The sequence below is a fragment of the Streptomyces sp. SolWspMP-5a-2 genome (assembly GCF_900091845.1).
In the GTDB taxonomy this organism is placed as follows: domain Bacteria; phylum Actinomycetota; class Actinomycetes; order Streptomycetales; family Streptomycetaceae; genus Streptomyces; species Streptomyces doudnae.
The window spans coordinates 1-25,412 of the sequence record NZ_FMCI01000081.1 but is presented as its reverse complement, the minus strand read 5'-3'; the positions used below and the strand labels follow the sequence as shown (position 1 = coordinate 25,412).

Annotated in this window: 20 protein-coding genes and 1 pseudogene; 11 read left to right on the top strand and 10 right to left on the bottom strand. The window is 72.2% G+C overall.

Translation table 11 applies throughout. The features are described 5' to 3' along the window. From GA0115242_RS07335 to GA0115242_RS07300, 8 genes and pseudogenes are all read left to right on the top strand, one after another. Positions 1 to 1,614, top strand: a pseudogene (locus tag GA0115242_RS07335) (hypothetical protein); the annotation flags it as partial. A 9-nt stretch (positions 1,615 to 1,623) separates the two neighbouring features. Further along, positions 1,624 to 2,037 carry a roadblock/LC7 domain-containing protein gene (locus GA0115242_RS07330; RefSeq protein WP_003993189.1) on the top strand — a complete coding sequence of 138 codons (414 nt, stop codon included), beginning with the start codon at positions 1,624 to 1,626 and terminating at the stop codon, positions 2,035 to 2,037. 111 nt (positions 2,038 to 2,148) lie between these two features. Beyond that, positions 2,149 to 2,544: a DUF742 domain-containing protein gene (locus GA0115242_RS07325; protein WP_016432454.1), complete on the top strand. Its 396-nt coding sequence runs from the start codon at positions 2,149 to 2,151 to the stop codon at positions 2,542 to 2,544. After that, positions 2,525 to 3,100 carry a GTP-binding protein gene (locus GA0115242_RS07320; RefSeq protein ID WP_093825737.1) on the top strand — a complete coding sequence of 192 codons (576 nt, stop codon included), beginning with the start codon at positions 2,525 to 2,527 and terminating at the stop codon, positions 3,098 to 3,100. The genes GA0115242_RS07325 and GA0115242_RS07320 overlap by 20 nt, the downstream gene beginning before the upstream one ends. 387 nt (positions 3,101 to 3,487) lie before the next feature. Next, positions 3,488 to 6,784 (top strand): sensor histidine kinase, encoded by a 3,297-nt coding sequence (locus GA0115242_RS07315; protein ID WP_093825735.1) that lies wholly within the window; start codon positions 3,488 to 3,490, stop codon positions 6,782 to 6,784. A 10-nt stretch (positions 6,785 to 6,794) separates the two neighbouring features. Further along, the gene (locus GA0115242_RS07310; RefSeq protein WP_093825739.1) at positions 6,795 to 7,208 is read left to right on the top strand and encodes a roadblock/LC7 domain-containing protein; all 414 of its coding nucleotides are present in this window, start codon (positions 6,795 to 6,797) and stop codon (positions 7,206 to 7,208) included. A gap of 94 nt (positions 7,209 to 7,302) precedes the next feature. Next, positions 7,303 to 7,899 carry a DUF742 domain-containing protein gene (locus tag GA0115242_RS07305; RefSeq protein ID WP_093825733.1) on the top strand — a complete coding sequence of 199 codons (597 nt, stop codon included), beginning with the start codon at positions 7,303 to 7,305 and terminating at the stop codon, positions 7,897 to 7,899. After that, positions 7,880 to 8,470 (top strand): GTP-binding protein, encoded by a 591-nt coding sequence (locus GA0115242_RS07300; protein ID WP_093825732.1) that lies wholly within the window; start codon positions 7,880 to 7,882, stop codon positions 8,468 to 8,470. Before GA0115242_RS07305 ends, GA0115242_RS07300 begins: the two co-directional genes overlap by 20 nt. A 165-nt stretch (positions 8,471 to 8,635) precedes the next feature. Here the strand turns inward: GA0115242_RS07300 and GA0115242_RS07295 are convergent, their stop codons facing one another. From GA0115242_RS07295 to GA0115242_RS07280, 4 genes are all read right to left on the bottom strand, one after another. Then, the gene (locus GA0115242_RS07295) at positions 8,636 to 8,827 is read right to left on the bottom strand and encodes an acyl-CoA carboxylase subunit epsilon (RefSeq protein WP_093825729.1); all 192 of its coding nucleotides are present in this window, start codon (positions 8,825 to 8,827) and stop codon (positions 8,636 to 8,638) included. A gap of 35 nt (positions 8,828 to 8,862) precedes the next feature. Then, complete coding sequence (locus GA0115242_RS07290) at positions 8,863 to 10,446, bottom strand: acyl-CoA carboxylase subunit beta (RefSeq protein WP_093825727.1); 1,584 nt, start codon at positions 10,444 to 10,446, stop codon at positions 8,863 to 8,865. A gap of 154 nt (positions 10,447 to 10,600) precedes the next feature. Beyond that, positions 10,601 to 12,910: a polysaccharide lyase 8 family protein gene (locus GA0115242_RS07285; protein ID WP_093825724.1), complete on the bottom strand. Its 2,310-nt coding sequence runs from the start codon at positions 12,908 to 12,910 to the stop codon at positions 10,601 to 10,603. An 81-nt stretch (positions 12,911 to 12,991) separates the two neighbouring features. Continuing rightward, positions 12,992 to 13,489: a hypothetical protein gene (locus GA0115242_RS07280; RefSeq protein WP_093825722.1), complete on the bottom strand. Its 498-nt coding sequence runs from the start codon at positions 13,487 to 13,489 to the stop codon at positions 12,992 to 12,994. Between the two features lie 358 nt (positions 13,490 to 13,847). Between GA0115242_RS07280 and GA0115242_RS07275 the strand changes: the two genes are divergently transcribed. Further along, the gene (locus GA0115242_RS07275; RefSeq protein WP_093825720.1) at positions 13,848 to 14,462 is read left to right on the top strand and encodes a YceI family protein; all 615 of its coding nucleotides are present in this window, start codon (positions 13,848 to 13,850) and stop codon (positions 14,460 to 14,462) included. Between the two features lie 71 nt (positions 14,463 to 14,533). On the opposite strand, the gene GA0115242_RS40645 is transcribed toward GA0115242_RS07275, so the two are convergent. Then, positions 14,534 to 15,916 carry a hypothetical protein gene (locus GA0115242_RS40645; protein WP_093825718.1) on the bottom strand — a complete coding sequence of 461 codons (1,383 nt, stop codon included), beginning with the start codon at positions 15,914 to 15,916 and terminating at the stop codon, positions 14,534 to 14,536. A gap of 263 nt (positions 15,917 to 16,179) precedes the next feature. On the opposite strand from GA0115242_RS40645, the gene GA0115242_RS07265 reads away from it, so the two are divergent. Beyond that, positions 16,180 to 18,045 (top strand): ricin-type beta-trefoil lectin domain protein, encoded by a 1,866-nt coding sequence (locus GA0115242_RS07265; RefSeq protein ID WP_093825716.1) that lies wholly within the window; start codon positions 16,180 to 16,182, stop codon positions 18,043 to 18,045. 134 nt (positions 18,046 to 18,179) lie between these two features. Here GA0115242_RS07265 and cimA read toward each other — a convergent pair whose 3' ends face one another. The 5 genes from cimA to ureA form a co-directional block, all read right to left on the bottom strand. After that, positions 18,180 to 19,784: a citramalate synthase gene (gene cimA, locus GA0115242_RS07260; RefSeq protein WP_093825714.1), complete on the bottom strand. Its 1,605-nt coding sequence runs from the start codon at positions 19,782 to 19,784 to the stop codon at positions 18,180 to 18,182. 280 nt (positions 19,785 to 20,064) lie between these two features. Beyond that, positions 20,065 to 20,691 carry a TetR/AcrR family transcriptional regulator gene (locus GA0115242_RS07255; protein WP_093825712.1) on the bottom strand — a complete coding sequence of 209 codons (627 nt, stop codon included), beginning with the start codon at positions 20,689 to 20,691 and terminating at the stop codon, positions 20,065 to 20,067. Positions 20,692 to 20,701: 10 nt separating this feature from the next. Then, positions 20,702 to 21,739 carry an agmatine deiminase family protein gene (locus tag GA0115242_RS07250; RefSeq protein ID WP_093825708.1) on the bottom strand — a complete coding sequence of 346 codons (1,038 nt, stop codon included), beginning with the start codon at positions 21,737 to 21,739 and terminating at the stop codon, positions 20,702 to 20,704. Positions 21,740 to 21,750: 11 nt separating this feature from the next. Continuing rightward, entirely contained in the window at positions 21,751 to 23,424 is a 1,674-nt protein-coding gene (locus GA0115242_RS07245; RefSeq protein ID WP_093825705.1) for an urease subunit alpha, read from the bottom strand. After that, the gene (gene ureA / locus GA0115242_RS07240) at positions 23,421 to 24,134 is read right to left on the bottom strand and encodes an urease subunit gamma (protein ID WP_093825703.1); all 714 of its coding nucleotides are present in this window, start codon (positions 24,132 to 24,134) and stop codon (positions 23,421 to 23,423) included. The genes GA0115242_RS07245 and ureA overlap by 4 nt, the downstream gene beginning before the upstream one ends. Positions 24,135 to 24,286: 152 nt before the next feature. Here ureA and GA0115242_RS07235 point away from each other — a divergent pair. Next, positions 24,287 to 25,412 (top strand): cytosine permease (locus GA0115242_RS07235; protein WP_093825701.1); only part of this gene is annotated, 1,126 nt, incomplete at its 3' end.

The following is a 25,412-nucleotide window of genomic DNA, read 5'->3' as shown; positions in this document are numbered from 1 at the left end:
GGAGCGGGCGGTGGCAACGGACGTCCTGGTGGACCCGGTGGGCCCGGCGGTCCCCGCGGACCGCAGTCGCCCGCGCTGCCGCAGCAGGGCAGGCCCGCTCCCGCGGGCGCCGGGTTCGGCGGCCAGGCCCCGGGTGCCCCGCAGGGCATGCAGGCGGCCGGTGGCCAGGACGCGTTCGGCAACCCGCTCGGTCCGGTCCCCCAGGGCCAGGGCCCGCAGCAGCAGGCGGGCAACCAGACCGGTGAGCAGCAGGGCGGTCGGCGCAGGCGCCAGCCGCAGCTCCCGGGCCGCGGCGGTCCGCGCGCCGAGCTGCCGGGCGGCAACCCGCAGCAGCCGCGGGTGCCGAGCTGGGGCGACGAGAACGCCCAGCCGCCGATGCCGCGCTCCGCGCTGGACGCCCCGCGCGGCCACGACGAGCGGGACCCGGCGGCCCAGACCGCGCAGTTCCCGCGGGTCGACGACCGGCAGGGTCCGGCCGCGACCAGCGAGATGCCCGCGATACCCGCCTTCGACGACCGCCAGGGCGTGGGCGCCACCTCCGAGTTCCAGCGTCCCGACTTCGGCGCACCGGCCCAGGGCGGGCAGACCCCGCCGCCCGGAAACCCGTTGCAGCGCCCGAACTTCGGCCCGCCGCGCCGGTCCAACGCCCCCGTCGACGACGGCAACGGCAACGGCAACGGCGCCCACGGGCAGGACTCGGGCGGGTTCGTCCGCTCGGACGTGTTCGGCACGCCCGCGCCCCAGCAGCAGGGCGGCGGCCAGTACAACGGCGGCCAGCACAACCCGGCGAACCCCGCCAACACCGGCCAGTTCGCGGCCCCGCAGTCCTACGAGGCCGGTTCCACCGGGCAGTTCGCGGTGCCGGGCTACGACAACGGTTCCGGCTCGACCGGCCACCACGCGCTGCCGGGTCGGCACAACGGCGCCGAGGACACCGGGCAGTTCGAGCGCCCGCAGGTCAACGGCGGCCAGGTCAACGGCAGTCAGGGCAACGGCCAGGTCAACGGCGCCCAGGGCGGCGGCGACTTCGGCGCCCCGCGTCCGCCGGTCCCCCAGCGTCCGCAGCGGCCCGGCCGCACCGAGCCGGAGGCGCTGCCGCCGGCCCCGGGCCCCGGCGACGGCCGCACCCCGCTGTACGACACCCTGGAGACCAACTGGTTCCACGGCGCCGGACAGCAGGAGCAGCAGCAACAGCAGCAGCTCCACCACAACGGGCACCAGAACAACGGGTACGGCGAGGGCCAGCCGCCCGCCGCGCCCGCTCCGTCGCAGGCTCCGGCCGCGGCCCCTCCCACGTCCGCTCCCCAGCGGGCCGCCGCCTCGTGGCGCACCTCCCCGAACGACGACCTCGTCCGGCAGGCGGAGCGTGTGCGGCAGCCCGCCGCGGGCGGTGTCACCACCTCCGGCCTGCCGCGCCGGGTGCCCCGGGCGAACCTCGTTCCGGGCACGGCTCAGCAGCAACAGCACCAAAGCGGTCCGCAGGTCTCCCGTGCGCCCGATGACGTACGCGGCCGGCTGACCAATCTCCGTCGGGGCATCGCGCAGGGTCGACAGGCCGGCAACGGCCCGCAGACCGGCAGCTTCCCGAGCCCCACTCACCAGCAGGAGCGTTAGTTGAGCCAGATGAGCCAGGCGGCACAGAATCTCAACTGGTTGATCACCAACTTCGTGGACAACACCCCCGGGGTGTCCCACACCGTCGTCGTATCCGCCGACGGTCTCCTTCTGGCGATGTCGGAAGGTTTTCCGCGGGACCGCGCCGACCAGTTGGCGGCCGTGGCGTCCGGACTCACCTCGTTGACGGCCGGGGCCTCCCGGATCTTCGAGGGGGGCAGCGTGGCGCAGACGGTCGTCGAGATGGAGCGCGGCTTCCTCTTCCTGATGTCCGTCTCGGACGGCTCGTCCCTGGCCGTGCTCGCACACCCCGAGTGCGACATCGGCCTGGTCGGCTACGAGATGGCCCTCCTGGTCGATCGCGCGGGTGCGGTGCTCACACCGGACCTGCGCGCCGAACTCCAGGGCAGTCTGCTGCACTGACCGGCCCAGGCACCACCCGTCTCACCACATCACCGTCCGGCCGCCACAATCCCCCCACCGGCCACGTCAGACGGCATGACTGACCGACCTGCTGTCCCGCCCGGAGGATCCATGACCCCGCCCACCGCCTCTCATGATCCGTACGCGGAGCCGTACGAGGACGAGGGCGACCAGCCGCTGGTACGTCCCTACGCGATGACCGGCGGCCGGACCAGGCCGCGCTACCAGCTCGCCATCGAGGCGCTGATCAGCACCACGGCCGACCCGGCAGCGCTCATGGGGCTGCTCCCGGAGCACCAGCGCATCTGCCACCTGTGCCGTGAGGTGAAGTCGGTCGCCGAGGTCTCGGCCCTCCTCGCGATGCCGCTGGGCGTGGCCAGGATCCTCGTCGCCGACCTGGCCGAGGCGGGGCTCGTCGCCATCCATCAGCCGGGCGGCGACGAGACCACGGGCGCCCCGGACGTGACTTTGCTCGAAAGGGTGCTCAGTGGACTTCGCAAGCTCTGACGGAGGGCGGGCGACCACCTCCGCGAAGATCGTGGTGGCAGGCGGCTTCGGCGTCGGCAAGACCACGTTCGTGGGAGCGGTCTCGGAGATCAACCCGCTGCGCACGGAGGCCGTCATGACGTCCGCCAGCGCGGGCATCGACGACCTGACCCACACCGGGGACAAGACCACCACCACGGTGGCCATGGACTTCGGCCGCATCACGCTCGACCAGGACCTGATCCTGTACCTCTTCGGTACCCCCGGTCAGGACCGCTTCTGGTTCATGTGGGACGACCTGGTGCGCGGCGCGATCGGCGCCGTGGTGCTGGTGGACACCCGTCGGCTGGCCGACTGCTTCCCCGCGGTCGACTACTTCGAGAACAGCGGTCTGCCGTTCGTCGTCGCGCTCAACGGCTTCGACGGGCACCAGCCGTACAACCCCGAGGAAGTGCGGGAGGCCCTGCAGATCGGGCCGGACACCCCGATCATCACGACGGACGCGCGCCACCGGTCCGACGCCAAGAGTGCGCTGATCACCCTGGTCGAGCACGCGCTGATGGCGCGGCTGCGGTAGCGGCCAAGTCAGCCGTGGCATACGGCAGTTGTCGTAGAAGCACCGGAGCCGGCTGTGGGTTTTGACACGGTCGGCCCCGGTGTTCATAACGTTTCGGCAGAGGAATGCACCGGACCCGCAACGCGTCGCGTTCGTCCGGTGCCGCTGTGCGCACGGAAGCCCCGTCATTTGACGGGGCTCGCTCTTTATGACCGTTTTACGTGGGGCTTACATCACACCGAAACGGTGCGTCCCACTGTTTGGAAGTGCGCTGGTCGTCGTGCTGGAATGCCTGAACTGCCCAATAGTCAAAGACGTACTCCGTAGCACTGCGGACGCGGGGACGTCCCGGGCTCTGAGACACTGCGGCACACGGTTGGTGCCGACCGCCGAGAGGTTGTTGGTCGAGTGAGGCGAAGCAAGAACGGTCCCGAGCCGTCGGCCCGGGGCAACTTCACCCCGCCGCCGCGCGGAGCGGCGCCCGCCCCTGCGTCCGGGCCGCAGCCCGACGCCGCGGCCTCCTCGGGCGGTCGGCTCTCGCCCCGCAACTGGCGGGTGCCCACCCGGCTCAACGCCATTCTCCTCATACCCGTGCTGGTCGGCCTCGTCATGGGCGGCTTCCAGGTCAAGAGCTCCATCGACACCTGGCAGGACGCCGAGGACGCCGAGAACACGGCCCGCCTGGTGCGGGCCTCGCTGTCCTACGCGGACGCCCTCTACAACGAGCGTGACATCACCACCGCCCCGCTGCTGAAGGGCAAGTCGCAGACGGCCGCGGACAAGAAGACCGTCAGTGACGCCCGTGCCACCACCGACAAGGCCGCCGACGCCTTCGACCGGGCCGCCCAGAACATGCCCGCGAAGCCGGGCCTCGAACGCAGGCTGACGCTGTTCCGCGCCGAGGAGCCCAAGATCGCCGGGCTCCGCGCGGCCGCGTACACCGCGAAGCTGCCCGCCGTGCAGACCGAGGAGGGCTACGTCACCGTCGCCCACCCGCTGATGGAGTTCGCCAACGAGCTGGGGCTCGGCACCGGCAACATCACCAGCTACGGCCGGACCGTCTACGCGATCTCGCTGACCAAGGCCGCCCTCTCGCTGGAGCGTGCCATCGGCATGCACCTGCTGATCAACCCGGGCCCCGACGACAAGAACCTCGCCAAGCAGCGCGTCGCCCTCTCCTCCTACGCCTACCTGGAGGGCATCGCCGTCGAGGAGTACATCGGCGGTGGCACCGAGGCCGACGCCCAGAAGCTCACCCAGGCCGAGGCGAAGCTCAAGACGGACGGCGCGGAGCTGGCCAAGAAGGCCGAGGACGACGCGGCGGCCAAGGGCGAGACGTACGTGGCGCCGCCGAGCAACCCCACCGACATGGTCACCGCCCTGTCGACGCTGGGGTCCACCGACACCGCCGAGCGCGCCCAGCTCGCCGAGCGGGGCATCACCGCGCAGAACTGGTGGGCGGTGAACACCCTCAAGTACAACGTCTACCGCCAGATCGAGGCGGACCTCGCCGACAAGGCCGTGGGCGAGGCCTCGGACATCGCCTCCGGCGCCCAGCGGGACGCCATCATCACCGGTGCCGCCGTCGTCGTCGCGCTGCTGCTGGCCTTCATCCTGGCCGGTGCGGTCGCCCGGCAGATGAGCCGCTCGATGCGCCAGCTGCGCAGCGCCGCCTTCGGCATCGCCGAGCAGCGGCTGCCGACCCTGGTCGACCAGCTCTCCCGCACCGACCCCGGCCGGGTCGACACCCGGGTCGCGCCGATCCCGATCCACACCAAGGACGAGATCGGCGAGGTGGCCCGCGCCTTCGACCAGGTGCACCGCGAGGCGGTCAGGCTCGCCTCCGAGCAGGCCCTGCTGCGCGGCAACATCAACGCGATCTTCACCAACCTCTCGCGCCGCAACCAGTCCCTGATCGAGGGGCAGTTGACCCTGATCACCGACCTGGAGAACAACGAGGCCGACCCGGACCAGCTGGAGAACCTCTTCCGGCTCGACCACCTCGCGACCCGCATGCGCCGCAACGGCGAGAACCTCCTGGTCCTCGCGGGCGAGGAACCCGGCCGCCGCTGGGACCAGCCGGTGCCGCTGGTCGACGTGCTGCGCGCCGCCTCCTCCGAGGTGGAGCAGTACGAGCGCGTCGAGCTGTCCGGCGTCCCGGAGGCCGAGATCCACGGCCGGGCGGTGACCGACCTGGTCCATCTGCTCGCCGAGCTGCTGGAAAACGCGACCACGTTCTCCTCGCCGCAGACCAAGGTCCGGGTCACCGCGACCCGGCTGCCCGACGGCCGCGTGATGATCGAGATCCACGACAAGGGCATCGGCCTGACCGCCGAGGACTTCGCGGACATCAACCACAAGCTGGCCAACCCGCCGACCGTGGACGCCGCGATCTCCCAGCGGATGGGCCTGTTCGTGGTCGGCAGGCTCTCCGACCGGCACGGCATCCGGGTGCAGCTCCGCCCGTCGGGCGAGCAGGCGGGCACCACCTCGCTCGTCATGCTGCCCGACGCGATCACGCACGGCGGTGGCGGCGGTGAACAGCGCCTGGGCGGCGAGGAGTTCACCGTCTCGCAGATCATGCCGGAGCAGGGCTACCCGCCGCTGGGCGAGGACTTCGCGCAGCCCCCGGCCCCGCACCTGCGCACCGCCGCCGAACTCGGCTTCGACGACAGCCAGTACGGCGAGGTCCCCGACGACATCCGGGAGCTGGACCCCGCGGGCCGCGCTCCGGAGCACGGGGAGCGCCCGGGACCGGCCCCGGCCCGCCCGCAGGGCGAGCACGGGCCCCGACAGCCCGCTGAGGGCGCTCAGTTCGGCGCGGACGGCTTCGACGCGCGCCCGGCGTACGACGACGCCCAGGGCGGCTACCCGGCGCAGGGCGGCGGATTCGACGCGCCCCCCGCGTACCAGGAGCCGCAGCAGGCGCCGTACGAGGAGCAGCAGCGTCCGGCGTACGAGGAGCCGTACTACGCGCCGGACGGCGCGCTGCCGCAGACCGACGCGTTCTCCGCCCCGCACGGCTTCCAGGACTCCGGTTATCCGGAATCCGGTCAGGACCCGCAGGCCGACGCGGGTGCCGCCCGGCAGGACGGTTTCCCCTCGTTCGACCAGCCGTCCTACCAGGACGACTGGCCCCAGCAGGACGGCTACCAGAACGGCTACCAGGCCGAGTACGCTCCGGAAGCGGAGTCCACGCAGGGCGCTGACGGGAATGATCTCGACCGCGTAGGCTTCGACCGTCCGGGACCGACCTCCTCCGCGTCCCACGAACTGACCGACGCCGGGCTTCCGCGTCGCGGTTCGGGCGCCGGCAACGGCGCCCGGCACGCGGGCCAGGAGGCGAAGGCCCCGGGCGCGGACGGGAACGGCGGGAACGGCACCACCGGCGGTATCGGCAACAGCGACGGCGGCCTCTGGCAGTCGGCGAACGACGAGCGCTGGCAGCAGGCCTCACAGCTCCGCAAGCCCAAGGCGGGCGGGGTCACCTCCTCCGGCCTGCCGCGGCGGGTACCCAAGGCCAACCTGGTCGAGGGAGCCGCCGAAAGCACCCCCCAGGGAGGTCCACAGATCTCCCGTGCTCCGGAGGACATCCGGGGCAGGCTGAGCAACCTGCGTCGCGGCGTCCAACGAGGACGCAACGCAGGAAGTGAAAAGAACGGCCAGGGCCTCGGTCCTGACAGCACCTACGACCAGGAGCGTTAGTGTGAGCCCGATGAGCCAGGCGGCACAGAACCTGAACTGGTTGATCACCAACTTCGTGGACAACACCCCGGGGGTGTCCCACACGGTGGTGGTCTCCGCCGACGGACTTCTGCTGGCGATGTCCGAGGGGTTCCCCCGCGACCGGGCCGACCAGCTCGCGGCGGTCGCCTCCGGCCTGACCTCGCTGACCGCCGGCGCCTCGCGCATCTTCGAGGGCGGCAGCGTGAACCAGACGGTTGTGGAGATGGAGCGAGGATTCCTCTTCATCATGTCCGTCTCGGACGGCTCGTCGCTCGCCGTTCTCGCACACCCCGAGGCCGATATCGGTCTGATCGGGTACGAGATGGCTCTTCTCGTCGACCGTGCGGGCACCGTTCTGACCCCGGATCTTCGCCAGGAGCTCCAGGGCAGCCTTCTCAACTAACAGACAGACGGTGCGTTTTCACGGCCCGTGGCCGTAAGGTTTCGGGACGCGGCTCCACAAGGATGGGTGCCCGGCACAGTCGGAGGAGGAGAAAGTGGCTACACCACCAGACGGTTCGAATACCGGCAACTGGTCGTACGGTCCTGGCCAGAACCAGGGCCAGAACGATGGTTCCCAGAACCCGAACCGTTACAACTTCCCCTCCACGCCCAGCCATCGGCGTCAGCCGTACGCGCCCCAGGGTCCGCAGGGCCCCGGTCCTTCGCCGTACGACCAGCCGCCGGCTCCGCGCATCCAGCCCGTGCAGCCGCAACGACGCACCCCTGAGCCCGCGCCCGCAGGGGCGGCGAGCAACCCTCTGGTGCGCCCGTACGCCATGACCGGCGGACGGACGCGCCCCCGCTACCAGCTCGCCATCGAGGCACTGGTGCACACCACCGCGCAACCGCACCAGATGCAGGGCCAGTTGCCCGAGCATCAGCGGATCTGCCATCTGTGCCGCGAGATCAAGTCGGTGGCCGAGATCTCGGCTCTGCTGACCATCCCTCTCGGCGTGGCCAGGATCCTCGTCGCCGACTTGGCGGAGGCGGGCCTGGTCGCCATTCATCAGCCCGGCGGCGACGAGAACGCCGGCGGCCAGCCAGACGTGACACTGCTCGAAAGGGTGCTCAGTGGACTTCGCAAGCTCTAGCGGAGGGCCGGTTTCTCAGAGTCGCTCCACCACCTCCGCGAAGATCGTGGTGGCAGGGGGCTTCGGCGTGGGCAAGACCACGTTCGTCGGTGCTGTCTCGGAGATCAACCCGCTGCGCACGGAGGCCGTCATGACGTCCGCCAGCGCGGGCATCGACGACCTCACCCACACCGGGGACAAGACCACCACCACGGTGGCCATGGACTTCGGCCGCATCACGCTCGACCAGGACCTGATCCTGTACCTCTTCGGTACCCCCGGTCAGGACCGCTTCTGGTTCATGTGGGACGACCTGGTCCGCGGCGCGATCGGCGCGATCGTCCTCGTGGACACCAGGCGACTGGCCGACTGCTTCCCCGCGGTCGACTACTTCGAGAACAGCGGCCTTCCGTTCGTCATCGCCCTCAACGGCTTCGACGGCAGCCAGCCGTACAACCCCGACGAGGTCCGCGAGGCCCTCCAGATCGGGCCGGACACCCCGATCATCACGACGGACGCCCGCCACCGCGCGGACGCCAAGTCGGCGCTGATCACCCTGGTCGAGCACGCCTTGATGGCGCGGCTGCGGTAGCCGGACGCGATGAAGGGCCCCTCCGTGCGGAGGGGCCCTTCGGCGTGCCCGGGGGCCGCTGCGGGGCGGTCGGCGGCCATGCCCCGGGCGGCCGCGCACGCACGGGACCCCGCCCTCCCGAGGGGAGGACGGGGTCCTGATGCGTGCGGCAGGGCCCTGGAGGGCTCAGTGCCAGCTGTGCGGGGCGCGGAAGCCGCCCTCACGCTCCAGACGCCGCCAGGGCGCCTTGGCGTGGACTCGGGACGGCACCGTGAGGGTCGGCCGGGACGCGGCGCGGGCCAGCAGGACGGCCGTGATGGCGGCGACCTCTTCGGGGTCGGCGTGGCCCTTCTCGACGCGGATGTCAGGCGAGTTCATGGATGTCAGTCTCCGTGAGAGAGGTTTCCGCGGGATTACTGCGGGGGGTTGCCGTGCTTGCGGGACGGCAGATCGGCGTGCTTGTTCTGCAGCATGGCCAGCGAGCGGATGAGCACCTCGCGGGTCTCGGCCGGGTCGATGACGTCGTCGACCAGACCGCGTTCGGCCGCGTAGTAGGGATGCATCAGCTCGGACTTGTACTCCTTGACCATGCGGGAGCGCATGGCCTCGGGGTCCTGGGCCTCGGCGATCTGCCGGCGGAAGATGACGTTGGCGGCGCCTTCCGCTCCCATCACGGCGATCTCGTTGGTGGGCCACGCGTAGGTGAGGTCGGCACCGATGGACTGGCTGTCCATGACGATGTAGGCCCCGCCGTACGCCTTGCGCAGGATCAGCGAGATCCTCGGCACGGTCGCGTTGCAGTAGGCGTAGAGCAGCTTCGCGCCGTGACGGATGATTCCGCCGTGCTCCTGGTCGACGCCGGGGAGGAACCCCGGCACGTCCAGGAAGGTGACGATCGGGATGTTAAAAGCGTCACACATCTGGACAAAGCGCGCAGCTTTTTCACTCGCCTCGATGTCCAGCACCCCGGCCAGGGACTGCGGCTGGTTGGCGACGATGCCGACCACCCGGCCGTCGAGGCGGGCCAGGGCGCAGATGATGTTGCGGGCCCAGCGCTCGTGGACCTCCAGGTACTCGCCGTCGTCGACGATCTCCTCGATGACCTTGGCCATGTCGTACGGGCGGTTGCCGTCCGCGGGGACCAGGTCGAGCAGCACGTCGCTGCGCCGGTCGGCGTCGTCGGAGGACTCCACCGTCGGCGGGTTCTCCCGGTTGTTCTGCGGCAGCAGCGAGAGCAGGTACCGCACTTCGGCGATGCAGGTCTCTTCGTCGTCGTAGGCGAAGTGGCAGACGCCGGAGGTCTCCGCGTGGACGTCGGCGCCGCCGAGGCCGTTCTGGCTGATCTCCTCGCCGGTGACCGCCTTGACGACGTCCGGGCCGGTGATGAACATCTGCGAGGTGTCGCGGACCATGAAGACGAAGTCGGTGAGGGCGGGGCTGTAGGCCGCGCCGCCCGCGCACGGGCCGAGCATCACGCTGATCTGCGGGATGACGCCGGACGCCCGGGTGTTGCGCTGGAAGATGCCGCCGTACCCGGCGAGCGCCGAGACGCCCTCCTGGATGCGGGCGCCCGCGCCGTCGTTCAGGGAGACCAGCGGAGCGCCCGCCGCGATGGCCATGTCCATGATCTTGTGGATCTTGGTGGCGTGGGCCTCGCCCAGCGCGCCGCCGAAGATCCGGAAGTCATGGGCGTAGACGAAGACCGTGCGGCCCTCGACCGTGCCCCAGCCGGTGATGACACCGTCGGTGTACGGCTTCTTGGACTCCAGGCCGAAGCCGGAGGCGCGGTGCCGCCTGAGCTGCTCGACCTCCTGGAAGGAACCCGGGTCGACGAGCAGCTCGATGCGCTCGCGCGCGGTCAGCTTGCCCTTGGCGTGCTGCGCCTCGGTCGCCTTCTCGCTCGGTCCGGCCAGCGCACGGGCGCGGATCTCGTGCAGCTCGGCCACTCGCCCGCGGGCGTCCGTCGGCTCACCCGGTGCATCGTCCAAAACGGTCATGTAGCGACCTTACGAAGGACACGAAGAAAAGCGAGCCGTCGACTCCGTACAGTCTCCGGCCCGTTTTCCTGGTAGCACCGAACAGAACCATCGTGGCATGCAGCCCTTTCGACTGCTCAGAGCCCGCCGCGGTTGTGGGGGTCGCACAAAGACGTCATGCGAGAGCCACCTCACATCGGTGCGTCGAACACGACACTCCTGGGGTAACCCCTAGAGTCAGCCGCCGCCCGGCCGAGAGCACCCGGACCGACGGATCGGACCGCAGCACCGCGCGCACCGGGCGGTCCCAGACGACCTCCACCGGGCCGCCCGTGCGCGGCGGCTCGCTCACGCAGAGCGTAGCGGTCCCGCCGCGCTGGACCGCCAGCACGCCGGCCCCCGCCGACGCGCTGAGCGCTCCCGCGCTCCCCGGGCCCCAGAAGGTGGCCGCGGTCACCCCGGCGGACGGGACGTGGACGGCCTGGACGGTGGTGTCGTTGGCGAGGACGTCGAGCCAGCGCCGGTCGGCGGCGAGGGCGGCGACCCGGGCGCGGGAGGCCCCGGGCAGCAGGACGTACCGGTAGCGGGCGCCGGCCGGGTCGGTGCCGTGGTCGAGCCAGAGGGTCTGCCAGCGGCGGGTGGCGCGCTCGTCGGTGCTGGTGGTGTTGATGTCGGACCAGGCGCCGGTGCGGTCCTCGCGCAGGGTGCGCAGCCGACCCTCGGGCACCAGCCAGCCGCCGTGGCCCTCCAGATGGGCCCAGCCGGGGCCCCGGGTCAGCCGCCGGGTGCCGCCCTCCCCCAGGTTGCGGTTGTCGACGACCGTCTCGACCGGCACCCCGTCGGCGCAGCTGATCCCGGCGCCCAGGCAGACGACGGCGTCGCCCGCGCAGAACCACGACTTGCGGGCCTCCAGGGTGGAGCCGACGCCCTTCACGTGCTGGCCGAGGGCCGCGTGGACGCCGTCGGTGGTGCCCCCGACCCAGCGGACGTCGGGCCGGGCGGCGCCCCACTCGCCGCCCGCGCGGTCGGCGAGGCGCCGGGTGGAGACGGTGGTGCCGGGCAGCCGGTACCAGTCGACGGTGGGCCAGTACCAGTCGGTGTACTGGTCGCCGGTCCCCTCGGTCCACCAGGAGACCATGCCCGCGCCGGTGTGCCAGCCGCGCGGGTTCTCGCCGTTGCCGCACTCGTAGGAGGCGATGCGGTCGCTGGCCATGGCGATGCTCGCGGTGAAGCCGGGGCGGCGGTGGACGGCCCGGTCCATGGCCGGGAAGAGGCGGTGGCCGACGGGTTCCGGGGCGGCCGGGGCGGTCGAGTCGGCGGCGGCGCGCAGCCGCGTGAGATCGGCGACGCCGAACTGAGGAGCCGTCAGCAGCGGTGCGACGGTGTCCCGTTGGGCCCAGCCCTTGACCATCCCGTACCAGCGCTCGCGCTCGGCCGTGCTCGCCCCGCCGGCCAGCAGGACGATCGCGGCGATCAGGGCCTGGCCGTGGAAGTGGTCGCCGCGCATCAGGTGCTGGTCGTCGCTGGTGAGGTAACCCCGGCTGATGGCGCGGCCGTTGACGCAGTCCATCACCAGGCCGTCGTGCAGGAAGGGCGCGTAGGCGTGCTCGACGCTGTCCAGGACGAGCTGCCTGGCGGGGTCGGTCACCTGCCAGTCGGAGCCCGCGAGCAGGGTGAACAGCCGTCCCAGTCCGTCGAGCAGGACCTGTCCGTAGGTCCCCGTGTAGGCGACCCAGGTGTGCTGCACGAACGAGCCGTCGGCGTAGAGCCCGTCGCGCCGGGTGACGTGCGGGAAGACCGGGGAGAGGGCGTCCCTGGCGAGGGCGATCCTCGTGCCGTCGCGGCCGAGGACCCCGCGCAGCGCGACGGAGCGGCACAGGTCGACCCGGTTGGCGCCGGTGGAGGTGCCGGAGTAGTCGGCGAGCGCGGAGGCGGGGACGAAGTGGTCGACGGCGGCGCAGGCGGCGGCGGTGCGCTCGGCGCCGAGCGTCTCCCCGAGGGCGGCCGTGATGTCCAGGAGCGGGCGGGGGCTGCCGATCTGCCACTCCCACCAGTTGCCGTAGGGGGTGGTGCCCGGGTGGTAGACGGTGGCGGAGAGGTGGTCGAGGCCGCGCAGGACGGCGGCGGTCAGCTCCGCATCGCCGGTGCTGCCGGTGCCCGGCTGGACGGCGGCCTGGGTCATGGTCCACAGGCGGCCGTAGCTCTGGGTGATGCCGGACGGCGGGTCGAACGGGTGGTCGGGCCAGAGGGAGGAGGCGGTGGGCGCCATGGTGGCGCTCAGGGTGCGGGCGCGGGCGCCGACGGCGGCCAGCCGGGAGGCGTAGGGCTCGCCGGCCGGGTCGTAGCCGGTGCCGAGGGCGAGGTCGAGCCAGCGGGCACGGAGGGTGTCGTAGGGGTCGGCGGAGCGGGCGGTGGCCGGGGGCGCGGCCAGGGCGGTGGCGGCGAGGGCGGCCGCCGAGAGGAAGGTGCGGCGCGTGGGGGTCATGCTCAAGCTGGGTACCACGCGGGCCGCCGCGGCGGAACCGTGCGGGACGCCGGTTCCGCCGCGCGGGTGCGGTCAAGTGCCTCAGCAGCCGCCGCAGTTGTAGTAGAGGACGTCCCAGTGGTTGCCCTCGTCGGCGTAGATGTTGCCGGAGCCCGACTGGTACTGGGCGGCGCCGTCGCCGCGCAGGCCGATGTAGGTGAAGGTGTTCTTGATGTAGGTGGTGACGCAGGTGTTCTTGCCGTAGTCGAGCTTGTAGCCGTTCCAGTGCGAGTAGGTGCCGGAGGCGTGACCGGTCTCGGTGCCGCCGGTGATGTTGAGGGCGCAGCCGGTGGCCCGCTTGAGGGTCTGGGCGCCCTGGGCGGTGGCCTGGTTGAGCTGGTCGAACGACGTGCAGGTGGGGGTGTTGCGGTCGGAACAGCCGCCGGAGGAGGACCAGGTGACGCCGACCGCGCTGAACATCGAGGTGGCGGTGGCGTGGCTGATCTTGGTGGCGGCCGAGGCGTCCCCCGCGGCGCCGACGACGGCGATGCCGGGGGCGACGACGAGGGCGAGCGCGGTCAGGGCGGATCTGAACTTCATGGGGGGCCTTCCTGCGGGGAACCGTGGGTCGGGCGGCCGTGGGCCGTCTTCCTGTGGGGCGGCTGTGCAGGTGGTGCAGGCCGATGGTGCCCGAGGTCTACGCGCGTCCGCCAGAGGGCCGACACGGATCGTCGAAAGATCCCCGGAAGATCCGCCGTTGCTCACCCGCACGTGCGCCGCGCGTCACCGGCCGTGCGGCGGATGGTCACGGAACGTAAGATCTCGACGACACTGCGGATGATGTTGAAACTTGAACGGAATGGGTCTACGGTCGTCCTCGTTGACCTCGTTGAAGATTAAACATCCTCATCGCCGCGGCCTCCGCCCGGAGCCGCGACCCGTCCCCCAGGAGCACCTCATGGGCATCTTCGGCCGCAAGAACGACAGCGACACCACCCCCGCGAGCGCCGGCTCGGCGCCCGTCGTCCCCGAACAGGCCGCGCTGACCGGCGAGTACACCATCGACCCCGCGCACTCCACGCTCGGCTTCGTGGCCCGCCACGCGATGGTCACCAACGTCAAGGGCAAGTTCCTCGACTTCACCGGCTCGCTGCACCTCGACGGCACCGACCCGGCGAAGTCCACCGCCTTCCTCGACATCACCATGGACTCCATCGACACCGGCTCCGCCGACCGCGACGGACACCTCAAGAGCGCCGACTTCTTCAAGACCGACGAGTTCCCGCGGATGACCTTCCGCTCCACCGAGGCGCAGTCCCTGGGCGGCGACGACTACCGGATCACCGGCGACCTGGAGATCCTCGGCACCACCCGGCCGGTCACCATCGACCTGGAGTTCAACGGCGCCGCCAAGGACCCGTTCGGCAACGAGCGCGTCGGCTTCGAGGGCAAGGCCGAGATCCTGCGCTCCGACTGGGGCCTGACCTGGAACGCGACCCTGGAGACCGGCGGCGTCCTGGTCTCCGACAAGATCAAGCTGAACTTCGACATCTCGGCGATCAAGAACGCCTGATGCGCGGGCGGGGGGCGGGACACGGCGCGGCCGACGCGTCCTGACGGCGTCCGGGTGCGGGGCGGACGCCGTCAGAACCCGCCGCCGAAGTCCCCGCCTCCCCCGCCGCCGTCCCCGAAGCCGCCGCCGTCCCCGAACCCTCCCCCGCCGAAGCCGCCGCCGAAGTCCCCGGGGTCGAAGTTCGAGCCGGAGACGTCGCCGCCCCCGAAACCGCCGAACCCGCCGCCGGTGTCCCCGTACCCGGCGCCGTAGTCGTGCGCGTACCCCGGGCCGGACATCATCCCGCCGAGCATGGTGCCGACCAGCAGCCCCGGCAGCATGCCGCCGCCGAAGTAGCCGCCCGCCCACGGCCCGTAGGCCGGGCCCGCCTCCCAGTAGGGACGGCGGCCCCAGGCGCTGTCCACCTCGCGGATCACCGGATCGCGGCCGTCGGCGAGTCTGGTCCGGTCGGCGGCGCAGACCGGCACCTCGCGCGGCGCCCCGCCGGACGGTGTCCACCGCGCGTCGGCCACCGAAGGACCGTGCCGCGGGTCGAAGAAGCAGGGCGGGCGCCGCTCGGGCAGCGGCTGGTGCGCGCGGCGCGCGGCGAGCGTGGCCAGGGAGAAGCGGCCGTCCTCGAGGGCCTCGGTGACCCCCCGGACGTCCTGCGGCACGTACGCCGCCGCCATCAGGGACTTCGCCTGTTCGTAGGCGTCCAGGGCGCGTTCGTAGTCGGCGCGCATCGCGTCGTCGGCCCCCGCCTCGGCCGGATGGAAGTCGAGCCGGTCCAGCTCCTCGCCGAAGGCGGTGATGTCCTCGTCGACCACCACCCGCAGCCGCTCCAGATCGGCCCGCCGCCGCTGGTCCGTGCGCCGCCGGTCGCGCCGCACCAGCGCGTAGGCGCCCGCGCCGCCGACGACGACCAGCGCGCCGAGCCCGATCAGCGCGGCGCCCGGCACCCCGGTGGTGCCCGACCGGTCGCCCCAGCTCGCCGGGGCCGAGCCGCGCATCCCGGCCAGCGCCCGGTCGGTGAAGTCGCCGAGCTGCGTCTTCGCGTCGCCGTCGCCCTGCACGCTGGTGACGAGGTTGCGCACGGAGGTGCGCGGCAGCACGGCGGAGTCGGCACGGGCGTCGAAGCGGTCGCCCAGCCGGATCGCGTACAGGCCGGTGACGCCGGTGGCCGTGCGCAGGTCCGTGAAGAGGTTCGCGGTCGGGTACCCGGCGGGCAGGACCGCGACGAACACGGGCTTGTCCGCCTTCTCGATCCGCGCGGCGAGCGCGTCCGCGTCGGCCGCGGAGAGCTGCCCGGCCGCGGCCGGGTCGACGTAGACGGGTCTCTCGCGCAGGGCCGCGGCGATCGCGGAGACACGGGTGGCGGCGGCCGCGGGGGCGGCCACCGGTCCGGCCGTCAGGACGGTGAGGGCCATGACCGACAGCAGCGCGGCGAGACCCCGGGTCCGCAGGACGCCTTTCATCCTCTGAAACTACCGGAATCCCGATGAACCGGTCATTTCGATACGACTGTCGGGGGCCGGGGCGGGCGGGCGGCACGGCGCGCGGACGGGGAGGGAGCCCTCGCCCGGGTCGCGGCCGGGCGGGGCGGTCATTGGCATGGACCTTCCCTCCGCTCTCTGGTTCACTCGGGCTCTCACGGTTCACTCACGGCTTAGATCACGTCGTGAGGTAACTACGGCTCGCACACCCGTCAAGGCATCTCGTCAGGAAGGGCGATGTGTCCATGAGGAGAACCCCCCACGCGATCCGACTGCTGCTGGCCGGCCTGCTCTCCACAGCGGGCCTCACGGCGGCGGTACCGCCCGCGCACGCGGCGGGCGAACAGGTGACCGCCTGGCTCACCACCACCGACGACTCCGCCGGGCGCCATGTCGTGCGCGGCCTCCAGGCGCAGACGCCGTTCGCGTTCCAGAGCGGCACGGGCGGCGGCGGCGAGAACATCACCGTCGACGAGAACACCCGCTACCAGACCTTCACCGGCGGCGGGGCGTCCTTCACGGACACCGCCGCCTGGCTGCTGAACAGCAGCGGCGCGCTGTCCCAGGCGACCCGGGACGCCACCCTGCGCAAGCTGTTCTCGCCGACCGACGGCATCGGCCTGTCGTTCCTGCGCAACCCGATGGGCGCCTCGGACCTCGCCAGGAACGGCTACACCTACGACGACGTGCCCGCCGGGCAGAGCGACCCCTCGCTCGCGCGGTTCTCCCTCGCCCACGACCTGGCCGACGTGGTGCCGCTCACCAGGCAGGCGCTCCAGCTCAACCCGGCCCTCACGGTGATGGCGTCGCCGTGGACCGCGCCCGCCTGGATGAAGGACAGCGGCTCCCTCAACGGCGGCTGGCTGAAGGCCGAGGACTACGGCGCGTACGCCTCCTACTTCGTGAAGTACCTCCAGGGGTACCGGGACCAGGGCGTGAACGTCGGGTACGTGACCCCGCAGAACGAGCCGACCTGCTGCGGCGGTTACCCCTCGATGAGCTGGAACGCCAGTGGGCTCGCGTACTTCGTCAAGAGCGAGCTGCTGCCCAAGCTCCAGGCGGCGGGCCTGTCCACCAAGGTGCTGGCGCACGACTGGAACTGGGACGTCTACGACTCCTACGCGGCGCAGACCGTCGACGACCCGGCCGTGCGCGCCCACCCGAACTTCGGCGGGATCGCCTGGCACGGCTACGGCGGCGACGTCACCAAGCAGACGGCCGTGCACAACCAGTACCCGGCGCTCGACGCGTTCGGCACCGAGCACTCGGGCGGCACCTGGATCGCCAACCAGCAGCGCGAGGACATGCGCGACATCGTCGACTACACCCGCAACTGGGCGAAGTCGGTGACCAAGTGGTCGCTGGCCGTGGACCAGAACATGGGCCCGCACAACGGGGGTTGCGGCACCTGCACCGGCCTGGTCACCGTGCACAACGGCGACGGCGCGAGCGGCACGGTGGACTACACGGTCGAGTACTACACGATGGGCCACCTGACGAAGTTCGTCCGCCCCGGCGCCCAGCGCATCGCGTCGACGGCGTCCTCGGCGGTGCCCAACGTGGCCTGGCGCAACCCGGACGGCAGCAAGGCCCTGATCGCGTACAACGACGGCTCCGCGGCGAAGACGGTCACCGTCAACTGGGGCTCCCAGCACGCCACTTACTCGCTCCCCGGCAAGACGTCGGCGACCTTCACCTGGTCCGGCACCCCGTCCGGCCCGGCGGCGGCCTCGGGCGCCTTCGTCGGCCTGGGCGGCAAGTGCCTGGACGTGGCGTCCGGTGCGAGCGCCAACGGGACGGCGGTGCAGCTCTGGGACTGCAACGGCTCGGCCGCGCAGACCTGGACCGTCCGCGCCGACGGCTCCGTGCAGGCGCTCGGCAAGTGCCTGGACGTGACCTCGGCCTCCACCGCGAACGGCGCCAAGCTCCAGCTCTACGACTGCAACGGCACCGGCGCCCAGCGGTGGACCTACAACGCGTCGACCGGGGACGTGGTCAACACGGCGGCGGACAAGTGCCTGGACGTCACGGACAACACGTCGGCGAACGGGGCACGGGCGCAGATCTGGTCGTGCACGGGCGCCTCGAACCAGAAGTGGCAGTTGCGGTGAGGCGGTAGACCGGGGGCGGCGGCGTCACGGCCGTCGCCGACGGGGAGATCGGTGGCGGGGCGGTGCTGTGCGGGCCGCCGCTGGCCGACCGGGTGCGGGCGAGCCGAGGAAGCGGCTCGCCCGCACCCGCCCCCTCACTCCGCCGGTTCCACCCCGGCCCGCAGCAGCCCGTACGCGTAGGCGTCCTCCAGGGCCTGCCACGAGGCCGCGATGACGTTCTCCGCCACGCCCACCGTGGACCACTCGCCCGAGCCGTCCGAGGTGGAGATCAGGACGCGGGTGGTGGACTGGGTGCCGTGCTTGCCCTCCAGGATGCGGACCTTGTAGTCGACCAGGCCCAGGTGAGCGAGTTGCGGGTAGATCTTCTCCAGGGCCACCCGCAGGGCCCGGTCCAGGGCGTTGACCGGGCCGTTGCCCTCGGCGGTGGCGACGATCCGCTCGCTCTTGGCCCAGAGCTTGACGGTGGCCTCGTTGGCGTGGCTGCCGTCGGGGCGGTCCTCGACGATGGCCCGCCAGGACTCGACGTCGAAGTACTTCAGCGGCTTGCCCGCGACCTCGGCGCGCAGCAGCAGCTCGAAGGAGGCGTCGGCCGCCTCGTAGGTGTAGCCGCGCAGTTCGCGTTCCTTGACCCGCTCGACCACCCGGCCGACCAGCTCGCGGTCGCCGCCGAGGTCGACGCCCAGCTCCTTGCCCTTCAGCTCGATGGAGGCGCGGCCCGCCATGTCGGAGACCAGCATCCGCATGGTGTTGCCGACCAGCGCCGGGTCGATGTGCTGGTACAGGTCGGGGTCGACCTTGATCGCGGAGGCGTGCAGTCCTGCCTTGTGCGCGAACGCGGAGACGCCGACGTAGGGCTGGTGGGTGGAGGGGGTGAGGTTGACGACCTCGGCGATGGCGTGCGAGATCCGGGTGGTCTCGCGGAGCCTGCCGTCGGGGAGCACCTTCTTGCCGTACTTCAGCTCCAGGGCGGCGACGACCGGGAAGAGGTTGGCGTTGCCGACCCGCTCGCCGTAGCCGTTGGCCGTGCACTGGACGTGGGTGGCGCCCGCGTCGACGGCGGCCAGCGTGTTGGCGACCGCGCAGCCGGTGTCGTCCTGGGCGTGGATGCCGAGCCGGGCGCCGGTGTCGGCGAGGACGGTGGCGACGACGGCCTGGATCTGCGCGGGGAGCATCCCGCCGTTGGTGTCGCAGAGGATCACCACGTCGGCGCCGGCCTCGGCGGCGGCCCGTACGACGGCCTTGGCGTAGCCGGGGTTGGCGCGGTAGCCGTCGAAGAAGTGCTCGCAGTCGACGAAGACCCGGCGGCCCTCGGAGCGGAGGTGGGAGACGGTGTCGCGGACCATCTCCAGGTTCTCGTCGAGGGTGGTGCGCAGCGCCAGTTCGACATGCCGGTCGTGGGACTTGGCGACCAGGGTGATCACTTCGGCGCCCGACTCCAGGAGCGCTCTGACCTGCGGGTCCTCGGCCGCTTTCGCGCCGGGGCGGCGGGTGGCGCCGAAGGCGACGAGGGTGGCGTGCCGGAAGTCGATCTCCTGGCGGGCGCGGGCGAAGAACTCGGTGTCACGCGGGTTGGCGCCGGGCCAGCCGCCCTCGATGAAGCCCACACCGAAGTCGTCCAGGTGCCGCGCGATCGCCAGTTTGTCCGCGACGGTGAGGTTGATGCCCTCGCGCTGGGCGCCGTCGCGCAAGGTGGTGTCGAAGACGTGGAACGAGTCGTCGAGCTCGCTGGTGTCGGTCATGGTGTCTAGGCTCCTGAGGTTGGATCTCGGTCGTACCGGAATGACCGGCTCCACCGTCCTCCCATGGTCCCTCGCGCTCCGCTCCCGGCTGGGGTGGGCCAGAAAAGCGAAAAACCCCTCGCGGGTGCGAGAGGTCTGCGCGCGGGTCGAGAACAACGGTGTCCGCCCGTACCTGGTCGTACGAAGCGGTCACTGCGGACCGGCGCGTCTGCTGCCGATAATCGTGGCGGAGAGCACGGGGGCAGTCTGGCACAGGCGACCCCCGCCCTCACCCTCCGTCTCAGGATGCGAACGGTCCGTCTTGCGGAATCGGGTGGGCCAGCAGCCCGTCGGCCAGGAACTCCCGCACATGGGCGAGGATCCGCTCGCGGTCGGTGCCGCGCAGGCCGATCGCCACGTGGAGGGAGAACCCGTCGAGCAGGGCGCGCAGCCGGGACGCGAAGCGGTCCGGGTCGACGGCCCGGAACTCGCCGCGCGAGATGCCCTCGGCGAGCAGCGCCACCAGGTCGCGGTGCCAGGCGCCCTCGATCGCGGCCTGCCGGTCGCGGGCGTCGTCGTCCGCGTTCTGCGACCGGTTCCACACCTCCAGCCAGAGCGTCCAGTGCGGGTCGCGGTGGCCGTCGGGGACGTACAGGTCGACGTAGGCGGCGAGCCGCTCGGCGGCCGTGCCGGTGCGCGCCAGCAGCCGCCCGCGCTCGGTGCCGAGCCGCCCCTCGCTCCACTCCAGGGCCTGCAGCAGCAGTTCGTCCTTGGAACGGAAGTAGTAGAGCAGGTGGCCGCTGCTCATCCCGACCGCGCGGCCGAGCCCGGCCATGGTGAGCCGTTCGAGGCCGCTCGCGGCGATCATCTCCATGGCGGCGGCGAGGACGTCCTCCCGGGGCGGGGCCTGCCTGCGCCCACCGGCCATGTGCTGCTCCCTAGATCCTCGGCTGCTGCTGCGTGACGCAGTGGATGCCGCCACCGCCGGAGAAGATCGTACGGGCGTCGACGAGGGTCACCTCGCGGTCGGGGAAGAGACGGCGGAAGAGTCCGGCCGCGAGTTCGTCGCGCGGGTCGTCGAAGCCGCAGAGCACGACCCCGCCGTTGCACAGGTAGTGGTTGATGTAGGAGTGGTCGGCCCAGTGCCCGTCGGCCTCCAGGACGGTCGGTGCCTGCACCTCGACGACCTCGAGACGGCGGCCGCGCGCGTCCCTCGCCGCCCGCAGGACGCCGACGGACTCGCGGGTCACCTCGTGGTCGGGGTGGGCCGGGTCCGGCTGGACGTGGGCGACCACGACCCCGGGGCGGGCGAAGGCGGCGACGATGTCGACGTGCCCCAGGGTGCCGAAGCCGTTCGGCGGGTAGTCGCCGGTGAGGCCGCGCGGCAGCCAGATCGCCTTGCGGGTGCCGAGCTGGGCGTGGATCTCCGCCTCGACCCGCTCCCTGGTCCAGCCGGGGTTGCGCTCGGGCCCCAGCTGCACGGTCTCGGTGAGCAGGACGGTGCCCTCGCCGTCGACGTGGATCGCGCCGCCCTCGTTGACCAGTTCCGAGGTGTAGGTGCGGGCGCCCGCGAGGTCGGCGACCTGGGCGGCGATCCGGCCGTCGTGCTCCCAGCGCGCCCACTCCTGCCCGCCCCAGCCGTTGAACGTCCAGTCGACGGCGGCCAGTCGGCGTCCGTCGGTGAGGAAGGTGGGTCCGGTGTCCCGCATCCACGCGTCGTCGAGTTCGCGTTCGACGGTGGTGACGTCCGGGCCGAGCAGGGCGCGGGCGTCCGCCGACTGGCCGGGTCCGCAGACCACGGTGACCGGCTCGAAGCGGCGCACGGCGCGGGCGACCGAGGCCCAGGCGGCGCGGGCGGCGGCGAGGTCGCCGGGGTCCTCGAAGGTCGGGTTGGGCCCCGGCCAGGCCATCCAGGTGCGCTCGTGCGGGGCCCACTCGGGGGGCATCCGGAAGCCGTCGGCGGCAGCCTTGTCCATGCGGGGAGTCCTTAGAGGAAGTACAGGCGGTTGAGGGGGACGGAGTCGGCGGGCGCCGAGGAGAGCGGCTCGCCGTCGAGGGTGACCAGGCCGGTGCGCTGGTCCACGTCGACGGCGCCGGTGCGGTTGTTGAGGCGCAGGTCGGCCGGTCCGATGCCGCGGGTGCCGCGCACGGCGACCCGGCGGCGGCGGGTGGGCAGCGTGTCGCCGCCCTGGTCGAGGGCGGCCCGCGCGACGAACGCGACGGACAGGTCGGCCGGGGTGGCGCCGTGCGCGCCGAACTGCGGTCCCAGGACCAGGGGTTCGCAGGTGTCGGTGGCCGCGTTGGGGTCGCCGACGACACCGAAGGCGGGGAAGCCGGACTTGAGGACGAGCTGCGGCTTGGCCCCGAAGTACTCCGGCCGCCACAGCACGATGTCGGCGAGCCTGCCGATGTCGAGGGAGCCGACCTCGTGCGCGAGGCCGTGCGCGATGGCGGGGTTGACGGTGAGCTTGGCGATGTAGCGCAGGACGCGCGCGTTGTCGTCGCCCCCGTCCGGTCCGCCGGACTCGGCCTTCATCTTCCCGGCCATCGCGAAGGTGCGCCGGACCGTCTCGCCCGCCCGGCCCATGCCCTGCGCGTCCGAGGAGGTGATGCCGATCGCGCCGAGGTCGTGCAGCACGTCCTCGGCGCCCATCGTCCCGGCGCGGATGCGGTCGCGGGCCATGGCGGCGTCGCCGGGCAGGTCCGTCTTCAGGTCGTGGACGGAGACGATCATCCCGTAGTGCTCGGCGACCGCGTCCCGGCCGAACGGCAGGGTGGGGTTGGTGGAGGAGCCGATGACGTTCGGGACGCCCGCCATCTTCAGGACGTTGGGCACGTGTCCGCCGCCGCAGCCCTCGATGTGGAAGGCGTGGATGGTGCGGCCCTCCAGCACCCGCAGGGTGTCCTCGACCGACAGGCACTCGTTCAACCCGTCGCTGTGCAGCGCCACTTGGACGTCGTGCTCCTCGGCGACGCGCAACGCGGTGTCCAGGGCCCGGGTGTGGGCGCCCATGTCCTCGTGCACCTTGAACCCGCACGCCCCGCCCTCGGCCAGCGCCTCGACGAGCGGCGCCGGGTGGGAGGACGAACCCCGGCCCAGGAAGCCGATGTTGACGGGCCAGGCGTCGAAGGCGTTGAACGCGTGCCGCAGCGCCCAGGGCGAGTTGACGCCGACGCCCCACACCGGCCCGAACTCCTGGCCGATGATCGTGGTGACGCCGGAGGCGAGGGACGCCTCCATGATGCGCGGCGACAGCAGGTGCACGTGGGTGTCGACGGCCCCTGCGGTGGCGATGAGGCCCTCGCCGGAGACGATGGAGGTGCCGGTGCCGACCACCACGTCGACCCCGTCGAGGGTGTCGGGGTTGCCGGCCCGGCCGATGGCGTGGATGCGGCCCTCGCGGATGCCGATGGACACCTTGCGGATGCCCTGGACGGCGTCGATGACGACGACGTTGCTGATCACCACGTCGCAGGTGTCGCGCACGGCGGCGGCCTTGAGGTGCAGCCCGTCGCGCGCGGTCTTGCCGAACCCGGCGAGGAACTCGTCGCCCGGACGCTGGGAGTCGGACTCGACGCGGACGGTGAGCCCGCTGTCGCCGAGCCTGATCCGGTCCCCGGCGCGCGGCCCGTGGGTGGCGGCGTACTCGTAGGGGTTCACCGGCGCTCCTCCCCCGCCCCGGACCCGTCCCGCTCGCCCGCGCCGAGGTAGCCGCAGGCCCGCGCCCTGCGCAGGGCCTCCGCCTTGGCGCCCGGGGCGTCCAGGGGGCCGTCGACGAGACCGGCGAAGCCGATCGCGATCCGGTCGCCGCCGATCGGCACGAGTCCGACCTCGGCGCTCTCCCCGGGGCCGAACCGCACCGACGATCCGGCGGGCACGGCGAGACGGGTCCCGTAGGCGTCGGCGCGGGCGAAGTCGAGGCGCGGGTTGGCCTCGAAGAAGTGGAAGTGGGAGGTGACGGAGATCGGCACGGTCGCGGTGTTGGTGACCGTGAGCCGCAGCGCCGGTCCGGGCGCGGGCAGGTCGGGGCCGGGCAGCAGGGCGCCCGGCGCCTGTGCGCCGAGGCCGCCGCCGATGGGGTCGGTGACGACCGCGAGCCGGGAGCCGTCGTCGAAGACGGCCTCGACGTGCACCTCGGTGACGATGTCGGCGACGCCCGGCAGGACGTCGGCCGGGCCGAGGACGCTCCGGGCGCGGGCGATCGCGTCGGCGAGCCGGACGCCGTCGCGGGCGGCCTCGCAGACGGTGTCGGCGATGAGCGCGGTGGCCTCCGGCACGTTCAGCGCGAGCCCCCTGGCCCGGCGGGCGCGGGCCAGTTCGGCGGCCCCGAAGATCAGCAGCCGGTCACGTTCGGTGGGGGTCAGTCGCATGCCCCGGCACCTCCTTGCGTCCATACCTCTGCGAGTTATTTGAGCGTCACTCTAAACACAGATTCATGCAACGGAAAGGTTGACAACCGGAATCGGGTCACAGAGATTGAACGTCGCTCTAACACCCGGGCGGCCGTCGAAGGAGACCAGCCATGCCGATCGAACAGCGCGGGGTCGACACCGTCCCGGAGGCGGAGCGGACCAGTGGACCGGGCGACCTCGTCTCGATCCTGCTGGGCTCCAACCTCTGCCTCGGGGTGATCGTCTTCGGCTGGCTGCCGCCGTCGTTCGGCCTCGGCTGGTGGGCGTCGGTGAGCGCCGTCGTGGCGGGCACCCTGGTCGGCACCGTCCTCACGGCCCCGCTCGCGCTGGTCTCGCTGCGCACCGCGACCAACCTGTCCACCTCGTCCGGCGCCCAGTTCGGGGTGCGCGGCCGGCTGGTCGGCTCGGTGGTGGGCCTGCTCCTCGCCCTCGGCTACACCGCGCTGACCGTGTGGATCGGCGGGGACGTGCTGGTCGACGTCCTCGGGCGGCTGTTCGGGCTGCCGGGCGGGGACGGCGCCTACGCGGTGGTGTACGCGGTGCTCGCCGGGGCGACGGTGGCGGGCGCGGTCCACGGCTACCGGGTGCTGCTGGCGATGTCCCGGGTGCTGGCCCTCGGCATGACGGCCCTGCTGCTCCTCGGCGTCGTCGCGTACGCCCCGCGCTTCACCACCGCGCCGCTGCCCGGGGCGGGCGGCTACCTGCTGGACGGGTTCTGGCCGACCTGGCTGCTGGCCGCCGTCGCGGCGGGCCTCTCCGGACCGATCGCCTTCATCACCCTGCTCGGCGACTACACCCGCTACATCTCCCCCGCCCGGCACTCCCCCCGGCGGATCCTGCACGCCACCTGGCTCGGGCTGGTCGCCGGTCTGCTGGTGCCACAGCTGTTCGGCACCTTCACCGCCTACGCGGCACGGGCGGCGACGGACTACGCGGGCCCGCTGGTCGCCGCGTCCCCCGCCTGGTACCTGGTGCCGCTGCTGCTGGCCGCCTCCGCGGGCTCGGTCGGCAACGCGGGCCTGATGCTCTACTCGATGGGCCTCGACCTGGACGCGATCCTGCCCCGCGCCTCCCGGGCCAGGGCCACCTGCGCGGTCGCCGTCGTGGCGACGGCCTGCGTCTTCGCCGGGCACTACGCCTGGGACGCGCAGTCCGCGATGACGTCGTTCGTGCTGCTGCTGACCGCCGTCGGCACCCCGTGGGCGGTCATCACCCTGATCGGCGCCGTCCGCTGCC

Bases quoted from the DNA above. Each gene is read 5' to 3' on its own strand.
- GA0115242_RS07290 (WP_093825727.1), bottom strand. From the start codon at position 10,446: ATGACCGTTTTGGACGATGCACCGGGTGAGCCGACGGACGCCCGCGGG.
- GA0115242_RS07330 (WP_003993189.1), top strand. From the start codon at position 1,624: ATGAGCCAGGCGGCACAGAATCTCAACTGGTTGATCACCAACTTCGTG.
- GA0115242_RS07295 (WP_093825729.1), bottom strand. From the start codon at position 8,827: ATGAACTCGCCTGACATCCGCGTCGAGAAGGGCCACGCCGACCCCGAA.
- GA0115242_RS07265 (WP_093825716.1), top strand. From the start codon at position 16,180: ATGAGGAGAACCCCCCACGCGATCCGACTGCTGCTGGCCGGCCTGCTC.
- GA0115242_RS07250 (WP_093825708.1), bottom strand. From the start codon at position 21,739: ATGGACAAGGCTGCCGCCGACGGCTTCCGGATGCCCCCCGAGTGGGCC.
- cimA (WP_093825714.1), bottom strand. From the start codon at position 19,784: ATGACCGACACCAGCGAGCTCGACGACTCGTTCCACGTCTTCGACACC.
- GA0115242_RS07325 (WP_016432454.1), top strand. From the start codon at position 2,149: ATGACCCCGCCCACCGCCTCTCATGATCCGTACGCGGAGCCGTACGAG.
- GA0115242_RS40645 (WP_093825718.1), bottom strand. From the start codon at position 15,916: ATGAAAGGCGTCCTGCGGACCCGGGGTCTCGCCGCGCTGCTGTCGGTC.
- GA0115242_RS07280 (WP_093825722.1), bottom strand. From the start codon at position 13,489: ATGAAGTTCAGATCCGCCCTGACCGCGCTCGCCCTCGTCGTCGCCCCC.
- GA0115242_RS07310 (WP_093825739.1), top strand. From the start codon at position 6,795: ATGAGCCAGGCGGCACAGAACCTGAACTGGTTGATCACCAACTTCGTG.
- GA0115242_RS07275 (WP_093825720.1), top strand. From the start codon at position 13,848: ATGGGCATCTTCGGCCGCAAGAACGACAGCGACACCACCCCCGCGAGC.
- GA0115242_RS07285 (WP_093825724.1), bottom strand. From the start codon at position 12,910: ATGACCCCCACGCGCCGCACCTTCCTCTCGGCGGCCGCCCTCGCCGCC.
- ureA (WP_093825703.1), bottom strand. From the start codon at position 24,134: ATGCGACTGACCCCCACCGAACGTGACCGGCTGCTGATCTTCGGGGCC.
- GA0115242_RS07255 (WP_093825712.1), bottom strand. From the start codon at position 20,691: ATGGCCGGTGGGCGCAGGCAGGCCCCGCCCCGGGAGGACGTCCTCGCC.